Origin of the sequence: Ideonella benzenivorans, from assembly GCF_020387415.1 — a bacterium.
In the GTDB taxonomy this organism is placed as follows: domain Bacteria; phylum Pseudomonadota; class Gammaproteobacteria; order Burkholderiales; family Burkholderiaceae_C; genus Ideonella; species Ideonella benzenivorans.
Window position 1 is genome coordinate 85,549 of sequence record NZ_JAGWCB010000006.1, and the last position, 16,168, is coordinate 101,716.

Genomic DNA, 16,168 nt, shown 5'->3' on the forward strand with positions numbered 1-16,168 from the left:
AGGCCCCGGCAGGTCCATGCAGCGCAAGCCCCGGGCCAGGGCCGGCCGCGGGGTTTTCCCCGGGGGCACTGGTCGAAAACGGCACAGAAGGAGGGCGTGGCGGGCCGGTGACACGGCCCGTGGCGCGCGCTGTCCGGACAGCCTGTCCCGCGCATGGGACGGGCCGTGCCGGACTCAGGTCGGCCGCGTCGGGCTGTCGGTGCCGAGGAACTCGGCCTGCTGGATGCCCAGTTCGGTGAACTTGCGGTACAGCGTGGAGCGGGACAGGCCCAGGGCCTGAGCCACCTGGCTGATGTTGCGGTGCTGGCGCAGCATGCCGACGATGAGCTGGCGCTCGTAGTCGCGCACCGAGGCCATGCCCTCGCCGGTGGACGGCAGGGGGGCGGTGGCGGAGGTCGTGGGTGTCAGCAGTTCGGGCGGCAGGCAATCGACGTCGAGGGTGCCGTTCGAGCAGAGCACCGCGGCCTCGATGGTGTTGCGCACTTCGCGCGCGTTGCCGGGCCAGGCGTGGCGCTGCAGCACGGCCATCGCCTCGGGCGTCACCTGCACCGAGCTCAGGCCATGCTTGCGACGCATCGCCTCCGTGAACTGCGCGATCAGCAGCGCGAGATCACCGGGCCGCTCGCGCAGCGGGCGGATGGTGCGGTGCGCCACCTTCAGCCGGTAGTAGAGGTCGCGGCGGAAGCGACCTTCGGCGATCAGCTGTTCCAGGTTGCGGTGGGTGGCGGCGATGATGCGGCAGTGGGCCCGGCAGGGCTCGCAGGCGCCCACCCGCTGGTAGCTGCCGTCCTCCAGCACGCGCAGCAGCGCGGCCTGCATGGCCGGCGGCAGCTCGCCCACCTCGTCCAGGAACAGCGTACCGCCTTGCGCCGCTTCAAAGTAGCCCGCCCGGCCGCGTGGGTCGGCACCCGAGAACGCGCCCTTCACGTAACCGAAGAAGGTGCTCTCCATCAGGTGCTCGCTGATCGCGCCGCAGTTGATGGCCAGGTAGGGTTGCTGGCGGCGCGGGCTGCAGGCGTGCACATGGCGGGCCAGCAGCTCCTTGCCGGTGCCGGTCTCGCCGATGATCAGCAGGTTCACGTCCGCGGACGCGATGCGTTGCAGATCCTCCAACATGCGCCGGGTCTGCGGATCGCAGGAGACGAAGTCGCCGAAGCGGGTGACCGGCTGGCCCGCCTCGGTCGGGGCCGCCGTGTGCAGCGGCGTGGGGTCCGTGCGGAACACCTTCTGGTAGCCCGCCGGCTTGGCCAGCACCACCACGCTGCCGATCGGCGCCCCCGTGCTGGGGGCATTCACCGGCAGGGTGTCGCGCACCTGGGCCTGCACCTCCGGCGTGGGCGATGGCCAGCGCGCCGCCAGCTGCCGACAGCGCTCTGTCGGGGTGTGGGTCACTGGCCGTCCCGTGGGATCCAGCGCGAGCAGGTCGTCATGGGGATACTGGCGGGTGGCATCGCTGAAGGCCGTCAGCAGCAGCCGGCGCTCCAGCTCGCGGTGCAGGGCCATGCGGGCCTGGATGGAGTTGGCCACCGAGACGGTCAGGCCCAGGGCCTGATCGCGGAAGTCCGCCTCGATCGAGGTGAAGTCCACGATGCCCAGCACCGTCTGGCCATCGGCATCGAAGATCGGGGTGGCCGCGCAGGACCAGGTGTGCCAGCCCTCGCAGAAGTGTTCCGCGGCCAGGACATGCACCGGCTGCCGTTTGGCCAGCGCGGTGCCCACGCCATTGGTGCCGGCGGTCAGCTCGTTCCATTGCGAGCCTTCGACGATGCCCGAGCGCGTGGCCGCACGCTCGCGCACCGCCGGGTCGCCGGTGATGTGCAGCACGGTGCCGGTGCGCTCGGCCAGGATCATGATGCCCGGCACGTCGACCAGGAAGTTGCTGACCTCCTGCACGATGGGCACCGAGGTGTCCAGCAGCAGGAGTTCAGCCTCCTGGCGGCGGCGGAACTCCTCGGGGGTGAGCAACCGGCCGCGGGTCATCGCGACGTCCACACCCAGCGCGCTGCAGCGCTGCCATTCGTCCAGCAGCAAGGCGTGGTAGGGCGGCCGGTGCTCGTCGAGCGAGATCGTGCCGGCATGGAAGCGTTCCCACAGGCTGCGCACGCCACGCAAGTCCTTGTGGAAGCCCACATAGGGGCTGGCATCGGGCTTCATGGCGAGCCCCCTTTCTGCGGTCCAGACGCGGGGTGGGAACCCCGCCGTCAGTTGTCTCGCCGCCGATTGGAGCGGAACACCTGCGCAGGATCAAGCCAGCCCGATCCCTGAGAGCGGGGCCACGGCTGTCCCGCAATTGGGACAGTCCGGGGGCCGGCCGTCAAAAGGGGGCGCAGGACGCTCAGAACGGAATGTCGTCGTCCATGTCGTCGAAGCCGGTGGACGACTTCGGGGCCGGGCGCGGGGCAGGGGCCGGGGCCGGGGCCCGTGGCGGGGCGGCCGGGCGGGCGGCCGGGCGGCTGTAATTGCCGCCACCGCCGCTGCCGCCGCCCATGTCTTCATCCATGCCGCCGGATTCGCCACCGCCCCCCATGCTGTCGCGGCCACCCAGCAGTTGCATGGTTTCAGCCACGATCTCGGTGGTGTAGCGGTCGTTGCCGTCCTTGTCCTGCCACTTGCGGGTCTTCAGGCGGCCTTCGATGTAGACCGGGCGGCCCTTCTTGAGGTATTCACCGGCGATCTCGGCCAGGCGGTCGTACAGCACCACCGAGTGCCACTCGGTTTCTTCCTGGCGTTCACCGGATTCGCGGTTCTTCCAGTTGCGGGTGGTGGCCAGGCGCAGGTTGCAGACGGCCGCGCCGCTGGGGGTGTAGCGCACTTCCGGGTCGCGGCCCAGGTTGCCGATGATGATGACTTTGTTGACGCTGGCCAAGGTGGGGCTCTCCTGTGGGGACGGGCGGGGGCGGGGCCAGCAGAGGCCCCGAAATCCCGTCGCTGAAGGGGCGAGATTATCGCCGATCGGCCCCCTCGGCCATCCCCGTTTGGACGGGAGTGACCGAGGGCAGCAGGGCGATCAGCGCCGCCAGGGCCGGGGTGGGCAGCCGCCCGGCGGGGCAGACCCAGTGCCACTGCCGGCTGATGCGCGGCAGCGGGGCCGCCACCGTCTGCAGCTGGCCGCGCGCCAGCGCGTCGGCCACCACGTGGCGCGACAGGCAGGCCAGGCCCAGGCCGGCCAGCGCGGCCTGGCGCAGCGCCTCGTTGCTGCCCAGCGTGATGCGGCGCCGGTAGGGGCCGATCAGCGGCGCCAGCGCCTGGTCGCTCACCTCGCGCGTGCCCGAGCCTGCCTCGCGCAGCAGCCACACCGCCTCGCGCAGCGCGGCCAGGCTGGCGCCCTGGGTGGCGGCCACCGCCGGGGTGCCGACCACCACCAGTTCGTCCTCCAGCCAGGGCTGGGCCACCAAGGTGGGTTCGTGGCTGGGGCCTTCGATCAGGCCGATGTCCAGTTCAAAGGCCGCCACCTGGGCGCAGATCTGCGCGGTGTTGCCCACGGCGACCTCGGTGGCCCAGTGCGGGGCGGTGCGCGGGCGCTCGCCCAGGAAGGCGGCCAGCAGCGGCGGCAGGGCGTGGTCGGCCACGGTCAGGCTGGCGCCGATGCGCAGCGCGCCCCGCTGGGCGTCGGCATCGCGGGCCAGCCGCTCCACGTCGGCCGCGCCGGCCAGCAGGGCCTCGGCCCGGGGCAGCAGGGCGCGGCCGTTGTCGTTGAGCAGCAGGCGCTTGCCCACCCGGTCGAACAGGCGCAGCGCCAGCAGGCGCTCCAGCTCCTGCAGCGCGGCGCTGGTGGCCGACTGGGACAGGGCGATGGTCTCGGCCGCGGCGGTGGTGCTGCCGCTGCGGGCCACGGCCACGAAGATCTGCAGCTGGCGCAGGGTGAGGTGCAGCACGTCCATCGCGGCACTTTATAACGATTGCGTCGATTGATATAACGAAAACAATCTGTTGGACGGGTTGATCCGGGGCCGGAACACTGGCGCATCGCTGTTCTGTCAGGAGCTGTCCATGCCGTCCACCCCTGTTGTCCTGCCCCTGTCGCCCGGGCGCCTGCACCATGGCCGCCGCTGGCTGCTGCAGCACGCCGCCGGGCTGGCGCTGTGCGCGGGGCTGGCCGCCGTCGCGCTGCGGGTGGGGCACTGGCCGGTGTTCGAGCACCACGGCATCGGCACCCTGACCCTGGCGCTGCTGCTGGGCATCGGGGTGGGCAACGGGCTGCCGCAGCCCTGGCTGGCGCCGGCTGAGCAGGGCGCCGCGCTGTCGCGTCAGCGGCTGCTGCGGGCCGGTGTGATGCTGTTCGGCCTGGGCTTGACGGTGCAGGACCTGGCCCATGTCGGTCTCAGCGGTGTGCTGCTGGCGGTCGGGATGCTGAGCAGCACCTTCGCGCTGGCGGCCTGGGTTGGCCCGCGCTGGCTGGGGCTGGACCGGCCCACCGCGCTGCTGATCGGTGCAGGCAGCGCCATCTGTGGCGCCGCCGCGGTCATCGCCACCGAGCCGGTGGTGCGGGCCCGCAACGGCGAGGCCACGGTGGCCGTCAGCACCGTGGTGCTGTTCGGCACGCTGTCGGTCTTCCTCTACCCGGTGCTGGGCGACGTGGCGGCCCACTGGGCCCTGCTGCCCCAGGGCGGCACCGGCCTGGGCCTGTACCTGGGCGCCACGGTGCACGAGGTGGCCCAGGTGGTGGCGGCCGGGCGGTCCATGGGGGCCGACGTCGCCGGCGTGGCGGTGATCGAGAAGATGGTGCGGGTGATGCTGCTGGCGCCCTTCCTGCTGCTGCTGTCCTCGCGCTGGCTGGCCCGGCACGACGGTCCGGCCGCGGCCCGCCGGGGCGGCCACACGCCCTGGTTCGCCTGGGGTTTTCTGGCCATGGTGGGGCTGCATTCCACCGGCTGGCTGCCAGCACCGCTGGAATCGGTCGCCCGCCAGGCGGGCACGGTGATGCTGGCGATGGCCATGGCGGCGCTGGGTCTGGCCACCCGCTGGGCCGGGGTGCGCGCGGCGGGTCTGCGCCCGCTGGCCCTGGGCACGCTGCTGTGGGTCTGGCTGGTGGGGGGCGGCGCGCTGCTGGCGCGGGGCGTCGAGCTGCTGGGCGGCTGAGGCGGACATCGCTACAGTGGGGGCCCACCCACGGCGTTCCCTCCTGGCCATGCTGACCGCGCACCTTCCGTCCTTCGCCACCCGCGGGTGGCCGATCCTGGGTCTGCTGGCGGGGCTGTCAGCCTGCGCCACGGCCACGCCCGAGCCGCTGTCGCCCCTGGCGCAACTGCAGACGCTGACCGCCGCGCCCCGCTGCACCGCGGACAGCCAGTGCCGCACCCTGCCGGTCGGGGCCCGGGCCTGTGGCGGGCCGTCCCGCTACCTGGTCTGGTCCACGCGGGTGAACCGCGAGGCGGAACTGCAGGCGCTGGCCGCCCAGGTCACCGCGCAGGAAAAGGCGGCGCTGGCGGCCTCCGGGCGGATGTCCATCTGCCAGGTGCTGCCCGACCCCGGGGCCCATTGCGACCTTGGCTTGGGCCAGTGCGTGGCGGGTGGGGCGGTGGCCACCCGTCAGGGCTCGCCGTCCCAGTAGTCCAGCGCGTCGGCGGGGCGCTGCAGCAGCTTCACGCCGGGGGCCCAGGCCATCACCTTGCCGGAATCGGGGTACTCGCACAGTTCGGGCTTCTGCTGCGTGCTGATGGACAGGTACTTCAGCGGCGCGTCCGAGGTGTTGAGCAGCTGGTGCGGGTAGTCCGGCCCGGCAGGGATGAAGATCACGTCACCGGCCTTCACCGGCAGCCGCTCGCCGGCCACGCGCAGCGTGCCCTGGCCGGCGAGGATCACGAACATCTCCTCCTGCGCGTGGTGCAGGTGGTAGGGGCAGCTTTGCTGGCCGGGCGGCACCACGTCCACGGCGCAGCCCAGCTGCTGCGCGGCCGTGCCGTCGGACAGACCGGCAAAGAGCGACTGGTACAGCGGCGGGCGCGACAGCGTCTGCGCCTGGGGACTGGCCAGCGTGTCGTCGATGGAACGGATCAGGCGCTGGCGCAGGGTGGCGGCGTCCATGGGGGCTCCTGGCAAGGGAAGGCCGACCAGCATAGCCCGTGGGCGGGTACCATCTCGGGCGATGCCCGCCTCGCTCTCGACCGAACCTCTCGACATCCTGCAGGAAGTCTTTGGCTACACCGCCTTCCGGGGCCACCAGGCCGCCATCGTCGAGCAGGTGATCGCCGGCGGCGACGCGCTGGTGCTGATGCCCACCGGGGGCGGCAAGAGCCTGTGCTACCAGATCCCCGCCATCGCCCGCCACCGGGCCGGCCAGGGCGTGGCGGTGGTGGTCAGCCCGCTGATCGCGCTGATGCAGGACCAGGTCGGCGCGCTGGAAGAAGCCGGGGTGCACGCGGCCTTCCTCAATTCCTCGCTGGACCTGGAGGGCGTGCAGCACGTCGAGCGCGAGCTGCTCTCGGGCCGGCTGGTGCTGCTCTACGCCGCGCCGGAGCGCATCACCCACCCACGCTTCCTGGCCATGCTGGATTCGCTCTACGAGCGCGGCAAGCTCAGCCTGTTCGCGATCGACGAGGCGCACTGCGTGAGCCAGTGGGGCCACGACTTCCGCGAGGACTACCTGCAGCTGGGCCTGCTGGCCGAGCGCTACCCCGGCGTGCCGCGCGTGGCGCTCACCGCCACCGCCGACGCGCTGACCCGCGAGGACATGGTCAGCCGGCTGGCGCTGCAGGAGGCGCGCACCTACCTCAGCAGCTTCGACCGGCCCAACATCCGCTACACCATCGTCGAGAAGGACAACGCCCGCCAGCAGCTGCTGCGTTTCCTGCAGGACGAGCACCCGGGCGAGGCCGGCATCGTCTACTGCCAGAGCCGCAAGAAGGTGGAGGACACCGCCGACTGGCTGTGCGAGCAGGGCGTGACCGCGCTGCCCTACCATGCCGGCCTGGACGCCGAGGTGCGCCGCCGCCACCAGGACCGCTTCCTGCGCGAGGACGGGCTGGTGATGGTGGCCACCGTGGCCTTCGGCATGGGCATCGACAAGCCCGATGTGCGCTTTGTGGCCCACCTGGACCTGCCCAAGAACATCGAGGGCTATTACCAGGAGACCGGCCGCGCCGGGCGCGATGGCGAGCCGGCCCAGGCCTGGATGAGCTATGGCCTGGCCGATGTGGTGAACCAGCGCCGCATGATCGACGAGAGCACCGCCGAGGACGACTTCAAGCGCCTGCAGCGCGGCAAGCTCGACGCCCTGCTGGCGCTGTGCGAGAGCCTGGACTGCCGGCGCGTGCGCCTGCTGCAGTACTTCGGCGAGGAGCGCCCCGAGGGCTGGCGCTGCATGAACTGCGACAACTGCCTGGAGCCGCCGGCCCGCTGGGATGCGACCGAGGCGGCGCGCATGGCGCTGTCGTGCATCTACCGCTGCCACCAGCATTCGGGCTTCGGCTTCGGCACCGCCCACCTGATCGACGTGCTGCGCGGCCAGTCCACCGAAAAGACCCGCCAGCGTGGCCACGAGGCGCTCTCCACCTGGGGCATCGGGCGCGAGCTCAGCGAGGCCCAGTGGCGCGGCGTGATCCGCCAGCTGATCGCGCTGGGCCATGTGCGCAGCGAGGGCGAGTACAACACGCTGGCGCTGGCCGAGAGCGCCCGCGCGGTGCTGCGCGGCGAGGTGAAGATTGAGCTGCGTGAACCCAAGGCGCCGACGCCGCGCGGCCGCCGTACCCGCGGTGGCGCCGGAACGGCGCGCAGCCTGCCGCAGGCCGTGGCCACGCTGGACGCCGACGGGCTGGTCCGCTTCAACGCCCTCAAGGCCTGGCGGGCCGAGGTGGCGCGCGAGCACAACCTGCCGGCCTACATCGTCTTCACCGATGCGACGCTGCGCCAGATGGCTGAGCAGGCGCCGGCCTCGCTCGACGACCTGGGCCAGGTCAGCGGCGTGGGGGCCAAGAAGCTGGAGGCCTACGGCCGCCAGATCCTGCGCGTGCTGGAGGAGCTGCCGGGCTGAACCCGGCGCTCACTGCCAGCCGTGCCGGCGCACCCACCCGCGCTTGGCCCACTGCACCAGCGCCATGTAGCCCAGCAGCAGCAGCGGCAGCACCGCGAAGTAGCTGGCCGGCAAGGGTTGCAGCTTCAGCCAGGGCCCCAGCGACCCTTGCGGCAGCCACAGGCCCAGCAGGGCCAGCGCGCCGGTGGTGGTCAGCAGAGCCGGCGCGGCCCGGCTGCCGATGAAGGGCAGGCGCGGGCTGCGGATCAGGTGCACCACCAGGGTCTGGGTCAGCAGGCTTTCGACGAACCAGCCGCTCTGGAACAGCGTCTGCTGCGCCGGGCTTTGGGCGCCGTAGCCCCACCACATCAGCGCGAAGGTGGCCAGGTCGAAGATGGAGCTGATCGGCCCGAAGGTCAGCATGAAGCGACCCAGCTCGTCCGGGTTCCAGCGCTGCGGTTGGGTCAGCAGGTCGGCATCCACCCGGTCGAAGGGCACCGCCGCCTGGCTGAAGTCGTAGAGCAGGTTCTGCACCAGCAGGTGCATCGGCAGCATCGGCAGGAAGGGCAGCAGCAGGCTGGCCACCAGCACCGACAGCACGTTGCCGAAGTTGCTGCTGGCCGCCATCTTGATGTACTTGAGCATGTTGGCGAAGGTCTTGCGGCCTTCCAGCACACCGGCATCCAGCACCAGCAGGCTCTTCTCCAGCAGGATGATGTCGGCCACCTCCTTGGCGATGTCCACCCCGGTGTCGACCGAAATGCCGACGTCGGCCGCGTGCAGGGCCGGCGCATCGTTGATGCCGTCGCCCATGAAGCCCACCACATGGCCCTGCGCGCGCAGGGCGTGGACGATGCGCTCCTTGTCCTGCGGCGCCAGCTTGGCGAAGACATTGGCCTCGCGCACGGCGGCCTGCAGCGCGGTGTCGTCCAGCGCGGCCACCTGTGGCCCCAGCAGCACCCCGGTGACGTTCAGGCCGACCTGGGCGCAGACCTTGCGCGTCACCGCATCGCTGTCGCCGGTCAGCACCTTGACGGTGACGCCGTGCGCGGCCAGGGCCTGCAGCGCGGGGGCGGTGCTGTCCTTGGGCGGATCGAGGAAGGCGACGAAGCCGGCCAGCGTCAGCCCGGTTTCATCGGCCACGTGGTAGGCCCCCTGGGCCGGCACCTCGCGCCAGGCCACGGCGACCACCCGCAGGCCTTCGCCGTTCAGGTGGTCGGCGGCGGCGCGGATGGTGTCCAGCCGTTCGGGTGTCAGGGGTTGGGGGGCGCCGTCCTCGGTGACGGCGCTGCAGCAGGCCAGCATCTCTTCCACCGCGCCCTTGCAGATCAGCCGGGCCGCCCCGCCATCGGGCGGCTGCAGCACCACCGACATGCGCCGGCGCTGGAAGTCGAACGGCACCTCGTCGAGCTTGCGCCAGCCAGCGCAATCGCTGCCCAGGTCGCTGCGGGCCAGCAGGGCACGGTCCATCGGGCTGTGCAGGCCGGTCTGGTGCTGGCTGTTGAGCCAGGCCCAGCGCAGCGGCCCGTCGTCAGGCCGGCCCCGGGCGTCGGTGGCGTGCGACAGCGCGATGTGGTCCTGCGTCAGTGTGCCGGTCTTGTCGGTGCACAGCACGTCCATGGCGCCCAGGTTCTGGATCGCGTCCAGCCGCTTGACGATGACCTGGCGCTTGGCCATGGCCACCGCGCCCTTGGCCAGCGTGCTGGTGACGATCATCGGCAGCATCTCGGGCGTCAGCCCGACGGCCACCGAGAGCGCGAACAGAAAGGCCTCCAGCCAGTTGCCATGGCCCCAGCCGTTGAACAGCAGCACCGCGGGCACCATCACCGCCATCCAGCGCAGCAGCAGGCGGCTGACCTGGTTGATGCCGGCCTCGAACTGGGTCGGCGGGCGTTCGGTGCTGGCGGCGTGGCCGGCCAGCGCGCCGAAGAAGGTGTGCGGCCCGGTGGCCACCACCAGCACCGTGGCCGAGCCGGAGACCACGTTGGTGCCCATGAAGACCAGGTTGTCCAGCGTCAGCGGGTCGCTCACCTCGGCATGGATGTCGGTGTGCTTTTCCACCGGCAGGCTCTCGCCGGTCATCGCGGCCTGGTTGATGAACAGGTCCTTGGCCGACAGCACGCGGGCGTCGGCGGGCACCATGTCGCCGGCCGACAGGGTCACCACGTCGCCCGGCACCAGCTGGGCCATCGGCAGTTCCTGCGGACCGTGGCCGGGCCGCAGCACGGTGGCCTGGCTGCTCACCATGGCTTTCAGCGCGTCGGCGGCGCGGTTGCTGCGCCGTTCCTGCACGAAGCGCATGCCGGTGGCCAGCGTCACCATGGCCAGGATCACCACGGCCGAGCGCAGGTCCTGCGTCAGCCAGGAGACGATGGCCAGCGCCGTCAGCAGCAGGCTGAACGGGCTGCGGTAGGCCTGCCACAGGTGCAGCGGCCAGGGCAGCGGGCCTTCGGTGCCGACCTGGTTGGGGCCACAACGGTGCCGCACCCGGTGGGCCTGGGCCTCGGTCAGGCCCTCGGCGCTGCTGTGCCAGTGCGCCAGCGCGGCCTCGGGGGCCAGCCGCGCCGCGCCCCGCAGTGAGCCACCGACCTGGGCCGCGGCCTGGCGGTGGGCCGGGCCGCCCACCGCGTGGCCCCACCAGGGCAGGCGGCGGAAACGGTGGCTGCCATGCTGGCGGTGCAGAAAGCGCGCGAACACGCCCCGCGGGCGGGCGGAAGAAGACGGCATGGAACGGGTGGGCCGGGGTCAGTCGAGGTAGCGTTGGTGCACGTAGTGGCCCGGGGCGGGGCCCAGGCTGGGATCTTCCACCGGCACGCGGCCCGGCACGCCGCCGCTGCTGTGCCCGCTCAGCCACTGGTGCCAGGCGGTCCACCACGAGCCATCGAAAGGCTGCGCCTGGGCCTGCCAGCTGTCGCAGGGCAGCCAGGGGCCGTCGGCGGGGCGGGTCAGCATGGCGTAGTGGCGGTGCGGGTGGCCGGGCTCGCTGACGATGCCGGCGTTGTGGCCGCCGCTGGTCAGCACGAAGGTGATCTCGGTGTCGGCCAGGCGGTGGATCTTGTAGACCGACTTCCAGGGCGAGACATGGTCCTTCTCGGTGCCGACGACGAACATCGGCACCCGGATGTCGGCCAGCGAGACGGCCTGGCCTTCCACCGGGAAGCGGCCCTCGGCCAGCTCGTTGCGCAGGTAGCAGCGCCGCAGGTACTCGCTGTGCATCACCGCGGGCATGCGGGTGGTGTCGCCGTTCCAGGCCATCAGGTCGTTGGGCTGATCGCTCTCGCCCAGCCACAGCGCCCGCTGGGCCTGGGACCACACCAGCTCGCGCGAGTGCAGGTACTGGAAGGCGCCGCCCATCTGCGGGCCGCTCAGGAAGCCGCGCTCGGCCATCATGTCCTCCAGCAGCGTGACCTGGGACTCGTCGATCATCACGCCCATCTCGCCGGGTTCGGTGAAGTCGGTCTCGGCGGCCAGCAGCGAGATGGTCTTGAGCGCGGGCAGCAGATCGGCGCGCTCGATCTGGTCCGGCCGGGCCAGCGCCGCAGAGGCGATGGCCAGCAAGGTGCCGCCCAGGCAGTAGCCGCAGGCGTGCACGGCCTCGCAGTCCGGGACCAGGGCCTTGATGGCGGCGAGGTTGTCGAACACGCCCTCGTGCAGGTAATCCTCCATGCCCAGCAGCGCGTCGGATTCATCGGGGTTGCGCCAGCTCAGGATGAACACCGTGTGGCCCTGGTCGGTCAGCCACTTGACGAAGGAGTTGTGCGGCGAGAGGTCCAGGATGTAGTACTTCATGATCCACGAGGGGACGATGAAGACGGGCTCGCGCTGCACCGTGGGGGTGGTGGGCGAGAACTGCAGCAGCTCGCTCAGGTGGTTGCGGTGCACCACCCGGCCCGGGGTGACGGCCACGTCGCGGCCCGGGCGGAATTCGTGCTCGGCCGGCCGCACCGGGGCCAGGCCGTGCTGCTGGCGCCAGCTGTCCAGCGCGTTGATCCAGCCATTGACCAGGTTGGTGCCCAGCGTGAGCCGGGTGCGTTCACGCACCTCCGGGTTGCCCCACAGGCCGGTGTTGCTGGGCGAGAGCATGTCCAGCCACTGACGGGCATAGAAGTGGGTCATGTCCTGGTGGTGCGGGCTCATGCCGCGCAACCGGGTGGCGTCGTCCCACCAGGCCTCGGTCTCGTGGTAGGCGTGCACCACCGGGGCCCAGGGCCACTTCTTCCAGTCGGGGTGTTGGAAGCGCGGGTCCTCCTCGTCCTCCGGCCGGCTGTTCAGGGTGTCTGAGAACCAGTGCAGCGCGCTCTGCTGCGCGACGGTGGCCAGGCGGGCCATCTGGGCCGGCTGGGTGGCCAGGTGCAGGGCCCAGTCCATGCCGGCCAGGGCCAGCGAGACCGGTGACAGGCCGCTGGTCAGCGGCGCCAGCGCGGCATGCAGCCGGCTGTCGAACTGGGTCGCGGTGCGGCGGGCGTGTTCCTCGGGGGTCAGCGCAGCGGTGTCTTTCATGAGGGGCTCCCAGGGGCAGGCAGGACGGGCACGGGGGCATCCGCGCCGCAGGTGGTGAAGACGCGGGCCAGGTCCACGGTGGCCTGCTGGCCCAGTGCGGCACCGTGGCGCTTCAGCCAGCCGGTGGCCAGTTGACGGCCCTGCTCGAACAGGGTCAGCAGGAAGTCACGCTGCACGACCATCTTGCTCTCGACGGCCAGCGCGCCCAGCGCAGCGCCGCCGTCGAGCAGGTGAAAGCGGCTGCGGGCCAGCTGCCGGTCCAGCCGGTCGCCCGGCCACCAGCGCCGCTGCGCCCGCACCTGGGCCTGCGCCAGCAGCTGCATCTCGCGCACAAAGCAGCTCTGCACGCTCATCGAGGTCAGGCGGGCCTGGATCTCGGCGCCGGTGTGCGGGGTCTGTTCGTGGTGCAAGGGGTTGAGCAACACCAGCAGCGTGTCACAGGCCCGGCTGGTGGCCAGCAGCGGGAAGACGGCCGGGTTGGCGCTGTAGCCGCCATCCCAGTAGGCCACGCCGTCGATCACCACCGGGTGGAACAGCGTGGGCAGGCAGCCCGAGGCCAGCAGCACGTCGGCGCTCAGCTCGGCTTCGGTGAACAGGCGCATGCGGCCGGTGTTGGCCTCGGTGGCGGCGATGAACAGCCGCAGCGGCTGTTCGCGGCGCAGGCGTTCGAAGTCGAACTGCGCCTCGACCACCTTGCGCAGCGGGTTCAGGTCCAGCGGGTTGAAGTTGGCCGGGCCGAGGTAGCGCGTCCAGTCCATCGCCATCGACAGCCAGGCCGAGGTGCTGCCGTTCAGGCCCTGGGTGGGCAGAGCGCCGACCAGGGCCGGCACGCTGTCGGCCACCGCCTTCCACAGGCGGTGCAGGGATTCGCGCGCGCTGTCGGCGCCACCGTCCAGCAGGCCCTGGGCCAGCGCGACGGCGTTCATCGCCCCCGCGCTGGTGCCGCTGATGGCCACCGGGCGGATGCGGCCATCGGCCAGCAGGGCGTCCAGCACGCCCCAGGTGAAGGCGCCGTGGGCGCCACCGCCTTGCAGCGCCAGATTGACGGGCAGGCCGGGCAGAGGGGGACGGGCAGGGGTCATGTGAACTTCTCCTGACGCAACAGCGCAAAAGCGGCGCGGGCCGCAACCCGGCCTTCGTCGGTGGGCACCACCCACACCTCCACCGGGCTGCCGGCGGCATGGATGGCCGCCACCCGGTCGCCGACGGCGGCCCGGTTGGCGGCGGCGTCGGGCCGGGTGCCCAGCCAGGTCAGGCGGGTCAGCAGGTCTTCGCGCAGCTGCGCGTCGTGCTCGCCGATGCCGCCGGTGAAGGCGATCACATCCACCCCGCCCAGCACGGCCAGCAGGGCGCCGGCCTCGCGCAGCAGGCGGTGGGTGAACAGCGCAATGGCCTGGGCGGCCTCCGGTGCGGGGCTGGCGCGCAGCGTGCGCATGTCGGCCGAGATGCCGGACACGCCCTTCAGGCCCGAGCGCTTGTAGAGCAGGTTCTCCACCTGGTCCACCGTCTGGCCCTGGCGCCACAGGTGCAGCACCACGCCCGGGTCCACGCTGCCGCTGCGGGTGCCCATCATCAGCCCGTCCAGGGCCGAGAAACCCATCGTGGTGGCCACCGAGTGGCCGTCCAGCGCGCCGCACAGGCTGGCGCCATTGCCCAGGTGGGCCATCAGCACGCGGCCGTTGGCCCGCCGGCTGGCGCGCTGCAGCTCACCCATCACGAACTGGTAGGACAGGCCGTGAAAGCCATAGCGCTGGATGCCCTGGTCGTAGAGCGCGCGGTCGATCGGCAGGCGGTGCTCCACCACCGGCATGCCGGCATGGAAGGCGGTGTCGAAGCAGCCGACCTGCGGCAGGTCGGGCAGCACCTTCTGCAGCGCGCGCACGCCGGCCAGGTTGTGCGGCTGGTGCAGCGGCGCCAGGGCGTTGAGCGTGGCCAGGTAGGCCAGGGTCGGTTCATCCAGCCGGCAGGGCGCGGTGCAGCGCCGCCCGCCGTGCACGATGCGGTGGGCCACGCCCTTCAGGCGGATGCCCGCCGTCTGCAGCGCCTGCACCAGCAGGGCCAGGGCCAGGTCGAAACTGGCCAGGCCTTCGCGCGGCGGCAGAGGCAGCCGCTCGTGGCCGGCGATGCACAGCAGGGGCTGGCCGCCGGGTTCCAGGCCCTGGAACTCACCGGACCACACGGCCGGGCCGTGCTCGGCATAGACGCCGAACTTCAGCGAGGACGAGCCCGAGTTGACCGACAGCACCGCCGCATGCCCGCGCAGCACGCGGTTCAGGCCGGGCGGCAGGGCCAGCAGGTCTGGCGCGTTCATGCGGTCTGGCTCCGGGCGGCCATCATGGCCAGCGCGGCCGAGGCCATGCGCGAGGTCGGGGTGTCGGCCCGGCTGGTCAGCGCGATGGGCACCCGCGCGCCCAGCACCACGCCGCAGCTGGAGGCGCCCGCCAGGTACTCGAGCTGCTTGGCCAGCATGTTGCCGGCCTCCAGGTCGGGCACCATCAGGATGTCGGCCTGGCCGGCCACCGGCGAGACGATGCCCTTGATGCGGGCGGCGTCGGCCGAGATGGCGTTGTCGAAGGCCAGCGGGCCATCCAGCACCGCACCGGTGATCTGACCGCGGTCGGCCATCTTGCACAGCGCGGCCGCGTCAACGGTGGACGGGATGCGCGGGGACACGGTCTCCACCGCCGACAGCAGGGCCACCTTGGGCGCGGGCACGCCCAGCGCGTGGGCCAGGTCGATCACATTGCGCAGGATGTCGGCCTTGGCCGTCAGGTCGGGCGTGATGTTGAGCGCCGCATCGGTCACCAGCAGCGGCTTGGCATAGGCCGGCACCTCGAAGCGGAAGACATGCGACATGCGGCGCTCGGTGCGCAGCCGGTGTTCGTTGACCACGGCCTCCATCAGCTCGTCGGTGTGCAGGCTGCCCTTCATCAGCATGGCCACCTTGCCCTCGGCGGCCAGGGCCACCGCCTGGGCCGCGCTGGCATGGCTGTGCGCGGTGTCCACCAGCTCGATGCCGGCCAGCGACAGGCCCCCGGCCTCGGCCACCGCCGCCAGCCGGGCCCGCGGCCCCACCAGCACCGGCACGATCAGGCCATGCTCGGCCGCCTCCAGCGCACCGCGCAGCGAGCCGTCGTCGCAGGGGTGGACCACCGCGCAGCGCAGCGGTGGGGCGCCGGTCAGGCTGGCGATCCAGGCGTCCAGCCGCGCCTCGGGCTCGAACAGGTGCATCGTGGGCAGGTGGGCGCGCGGGCGCACCACCTTTTCCAGGGGGGCGCGCACCCCGGCCTCACCGGAGACGACGCGCTCGCCGGCCTGGTTGCTCACCTCGCAGTCCAGCACCACGTTGCGGTGGGCGTCTTCCTTGCTGCGCACCGTCACCTTCACCGTCAGCGTGTCGCCCACCCGCACCGGGCGCTCGAACTTCAGGCTCTGCGACATGTAGATGGTGCCCGGGCCGGGGAACTCGGTGCCCAGCACGGTGGAGATCAGCGCGCCGGCGAACATGCCGTGGACGATCACGCCGTGGAAGCGGGTGCCGTTTGCATAGGCCGGGTCCACATGGGCCGGGTTCACATCGCCCGAGACCAGTGCGAAGGCCTGGATGTCGGCATTGGTCAGCGTGCGCTGCAGCGTGGCGCTCTGGCCGATGTGCAGCTCGTCATAGGTCACGTTCTCGATCAGATCACTCTCGCTCATGGGGGAATTCCGGCTGAGGAA

12 protein-coding genes are annotated in these 16,168 nt (G+C 71.8%); 3 read left to right on the forward strand and 9 right to left on the reverse strand.

Going from position 1 to position 16,168, the window contains the following annotated elements:
* Nucleotides 1-174: 174 nt before the first annotated feature.
* From KGA65_RS01315 to KGA65_RS01325, 3 genes are all read right to left on the reverse strand, one after another.
* The gene (locus KGA65_RS01315; protein WP_225861336.1) at nt 175-2,154 is read right to left on the reverse strand and encodes a sigma-54-dependent Fis family transcriptional regulator; all 1,980 of its coding nucleotides are present in this window, start codon (nt 2,152-2,154) and stop codon (nt 175-177) included.
* Nucleotides 2,155-2,335: 181 nt separating this feature from the next.
* On the reverse strand, nt 2,336-2,866 hold the full coding sequence (gene ssb, locus KGA65_RS01320; RefSeq protein ID WP_225861337.1) for a single-stranded DNA-binding protein: 531 nt from the start codon (nt 2,864-2,866) through the stop codon (nt 2,336-2,338).
* A 76-nt stretch (nt 2,867-2,942) separates the two neighbouring features.
* Nucleotides 2,943-3,881 (reverse strand): LysR substrate-binding domain-containing protein, encoded by a 939-nt coding sequence (locus KGA65_RS01325; protein ID WP_225861338.1) that lies wholly within the window; start codon nt 3,879-3,881, stop codon nt 2,943-2,945.
* A 109-nt stretch (nt 3,882-3,990) separates the two neighbouring features.
* Here KGA65_RS01325 and KGA65_RS01330 point away from each other — a divergent pair, with 109 nt between their 5' ends.
* Nucleotides 3,991-5,079: a YeiH family protein gene (locus KGA65_RS01330; RefSeq protein WP_225861339.1), complete on the forward strand. Its 1,089-nt coding sequence runs from the start codon at nt 3,991-3,993 to the stop codon at nt 5,077-5,079.
* A gap of 49 nt (nt 5,080-5,128) precedes the next feature.
* On the forward strand, nt 5,129-5,551 hold the full coding sequence (locus tag KGA65_RS01335; RefSeq protein WP_225861340.1) for a hypothetical protein: 423 nt from the start codon (nt 5,129-5,131) through the stop codon (nt 5,549-5,551).
* Here KGA65_RS01335 and KGA65_RS01340 read toward each other — a convergent pair.
* A complete protein-coding gene (locus KGA65_RS01340) occupies nt 5,530-6,024 on the reverse strand; it encodes a cupin domain-containing protein (RefSeq protein ID WP_225861341.1) in 495 nt (164 codons plus the stop codon). The genes KGA65_RS01335 and KGA65_RS01340 overlap by 22 nt on opposite strands.
* A 61-nt stretch (nt 6,025-6,085) precedes the next feature.
* Between KGA65_RS01340 and recQ the strand changes: the two genes are divergently transcribed.
* A complete protein-coding gene (gene recQ / locus KGA65_RS01345) occupies nt 6,086-7,969 on the forward strand; it encodes a DNA helicase RecQ (RefSeq protein WP_225861342.1) in 1,884 nt (627 codons plus the stop codon).
* 9 nt (nt 7,970-7,978) lie between these two features.
* Here recQ and mgtA read toward each other — a convergent pair whose 3' ends face one another.
* The 5 genes from mgtA to KGA65_RS01370 are packed head-to-tail and all read right to left on the reverse strand — an operon-like array spanning nt 7,979 to nt 16,147.
* Complete coding sequence (gene mgtA, locus KGA65_RS01350) at nt 7,979-10,675, reverse strand: magnesium-translocating P-type ATPase (protein ID WP_225861343.1); 2,697 nt, start codon at nt 10,673-10,675, stop codon at nt 7,979-7,981.
* Nucleotides 10,676-10,693: 18 nt separating this feature from the next.
* Nucleotides 10,694-12,448, reverse strand: coding sequence for a PHA/PHB synthase family protein (locus tag KGA65_RS01355; protein ID WP_225861344.1), 1,755 nt, complete (start codon nt 12,446-12,448; stop codon nt 10,694-10,696).
* Nucleotides 12,445-13,530 (reverse strand): patatin-like phospholipase family protein, encoded by a 1,086-nt coding sequence (locus KGA65_RS01360; RefSeq protein ID WP_225861345.1) that lies wholly within the window; start codon nt 13,528-13,530, stop codon nt 12,445-12,447. Before KGA65_RS01360 ends, KGA65_RS01355 begins: the two co-directional genes overlap by 4 nt.
* A complete protein-coding gene (locus tag KGA65_RS01365) occupies nt 13,527-14,759 on the reverse strand; it encodes an acetate/propionate family kinase (protein WP_225861346.1) in 1,233 nt (410 codons plus the stop codon). The genes KGA65_RS01360 and KGA65_RS01365 overlap by 4 nt, the downstream gene beginning before the upstream one ends.
* Nucleotides 14,756-16,147, reverse strand: coding sequence for a bifunctional enoyl-CoA hydratase/phosphate acetyltransferase (locus tag KGA65_RS01370; RefSeq protein WP_225861347.1), 1,392 nt, complete (start codon nt 16,145-16,147; stop codon nt 14,756-14,758). The genes KGA65_RS01365 and KGA65_RS01370 overlap by 4 nt, the downstream gene beginning before the upstream one ends.
* Between the last annotated feature and the right edge of the window lie 21 nt (nt 16,148-16,168).

Coding starts and splice junctions, on each gene's coding strand:
- KGA65_RS01335 (WP_225861340.1), top strand. CDS start 5,129: ATGCTGACCGCGCACCTTCCGTCCTTCGCCACCCGCGGGTGGCCGATC.
- KGA65_RS01370 (WP_225861347.1), bottom strand. CDS start 16,147: ATGAGCGAGAGTGATCTGATCGAGAACGTGACCTATGACGAGCTGCAC.
- KGA65_RS01325 (WP_225861338.1), bottom strand. CDS start 3,881: ATGGACGTGCTGCACCTCACCCTGCGCCAGCTGCAGATCTTCGTGGCC.
- KGA65_RS01365 (WP_225861346.1), bottom strand. CDS start 14,759: ATGAACGCGCCAGACCTGCTGGCCCTGCCGCCCGGCCTGAACCGCGTG.
- KGA65_RS01360 (WP_225861345.1), bottom strand. CDS start 13,530: ATGACCCCTGCCCGTCCCCCTCTGCCCGGCCTGCCCGTCAATCTGGCG.
- KGA65_RS01315 (WP_225861336.1), bottom strand. CDS start 2,154: ATGAAGCCCGATGCCAGCCCCTATGTGGGCTTCCACAAGGACTTGCGT.
- mgtA (WP_225861343.1), bottom strand. CDS start 10,675: ATGCCGTCTTCTTCCGCCCGCCCGCGGGGCGTGTTCGCGCGCTTTCTG.
- KGA65_RS01330 (WP_225861339.1), top strand. CDS start 3,991: ATGCCGTCCACCCCTGTTGTCCTGCCCCTGTCGCCCGGGCGCCTGCAC.
- recQ (WP_225861342.1), top strand. CDS start 6,086: ATGCCCGCCTCGCTCTCGACCGAACCTCTCGACATCCTGCAGGAAGTC.
- KGA65_RS01340 (WP_225861341.1), bottom strand. CDS start 6,024: ATGGACGCCGCCACCCTGCGCCAGCGCCTGATCCGTTCCATCGACGAC.
- KGA65_RS01355 (WP_225861344.1), bottom strand. CDS start 12,448: ATGAAAGACACCGCTGCGCTGACCCCCGAGGAACACGCCCGCCGCACC.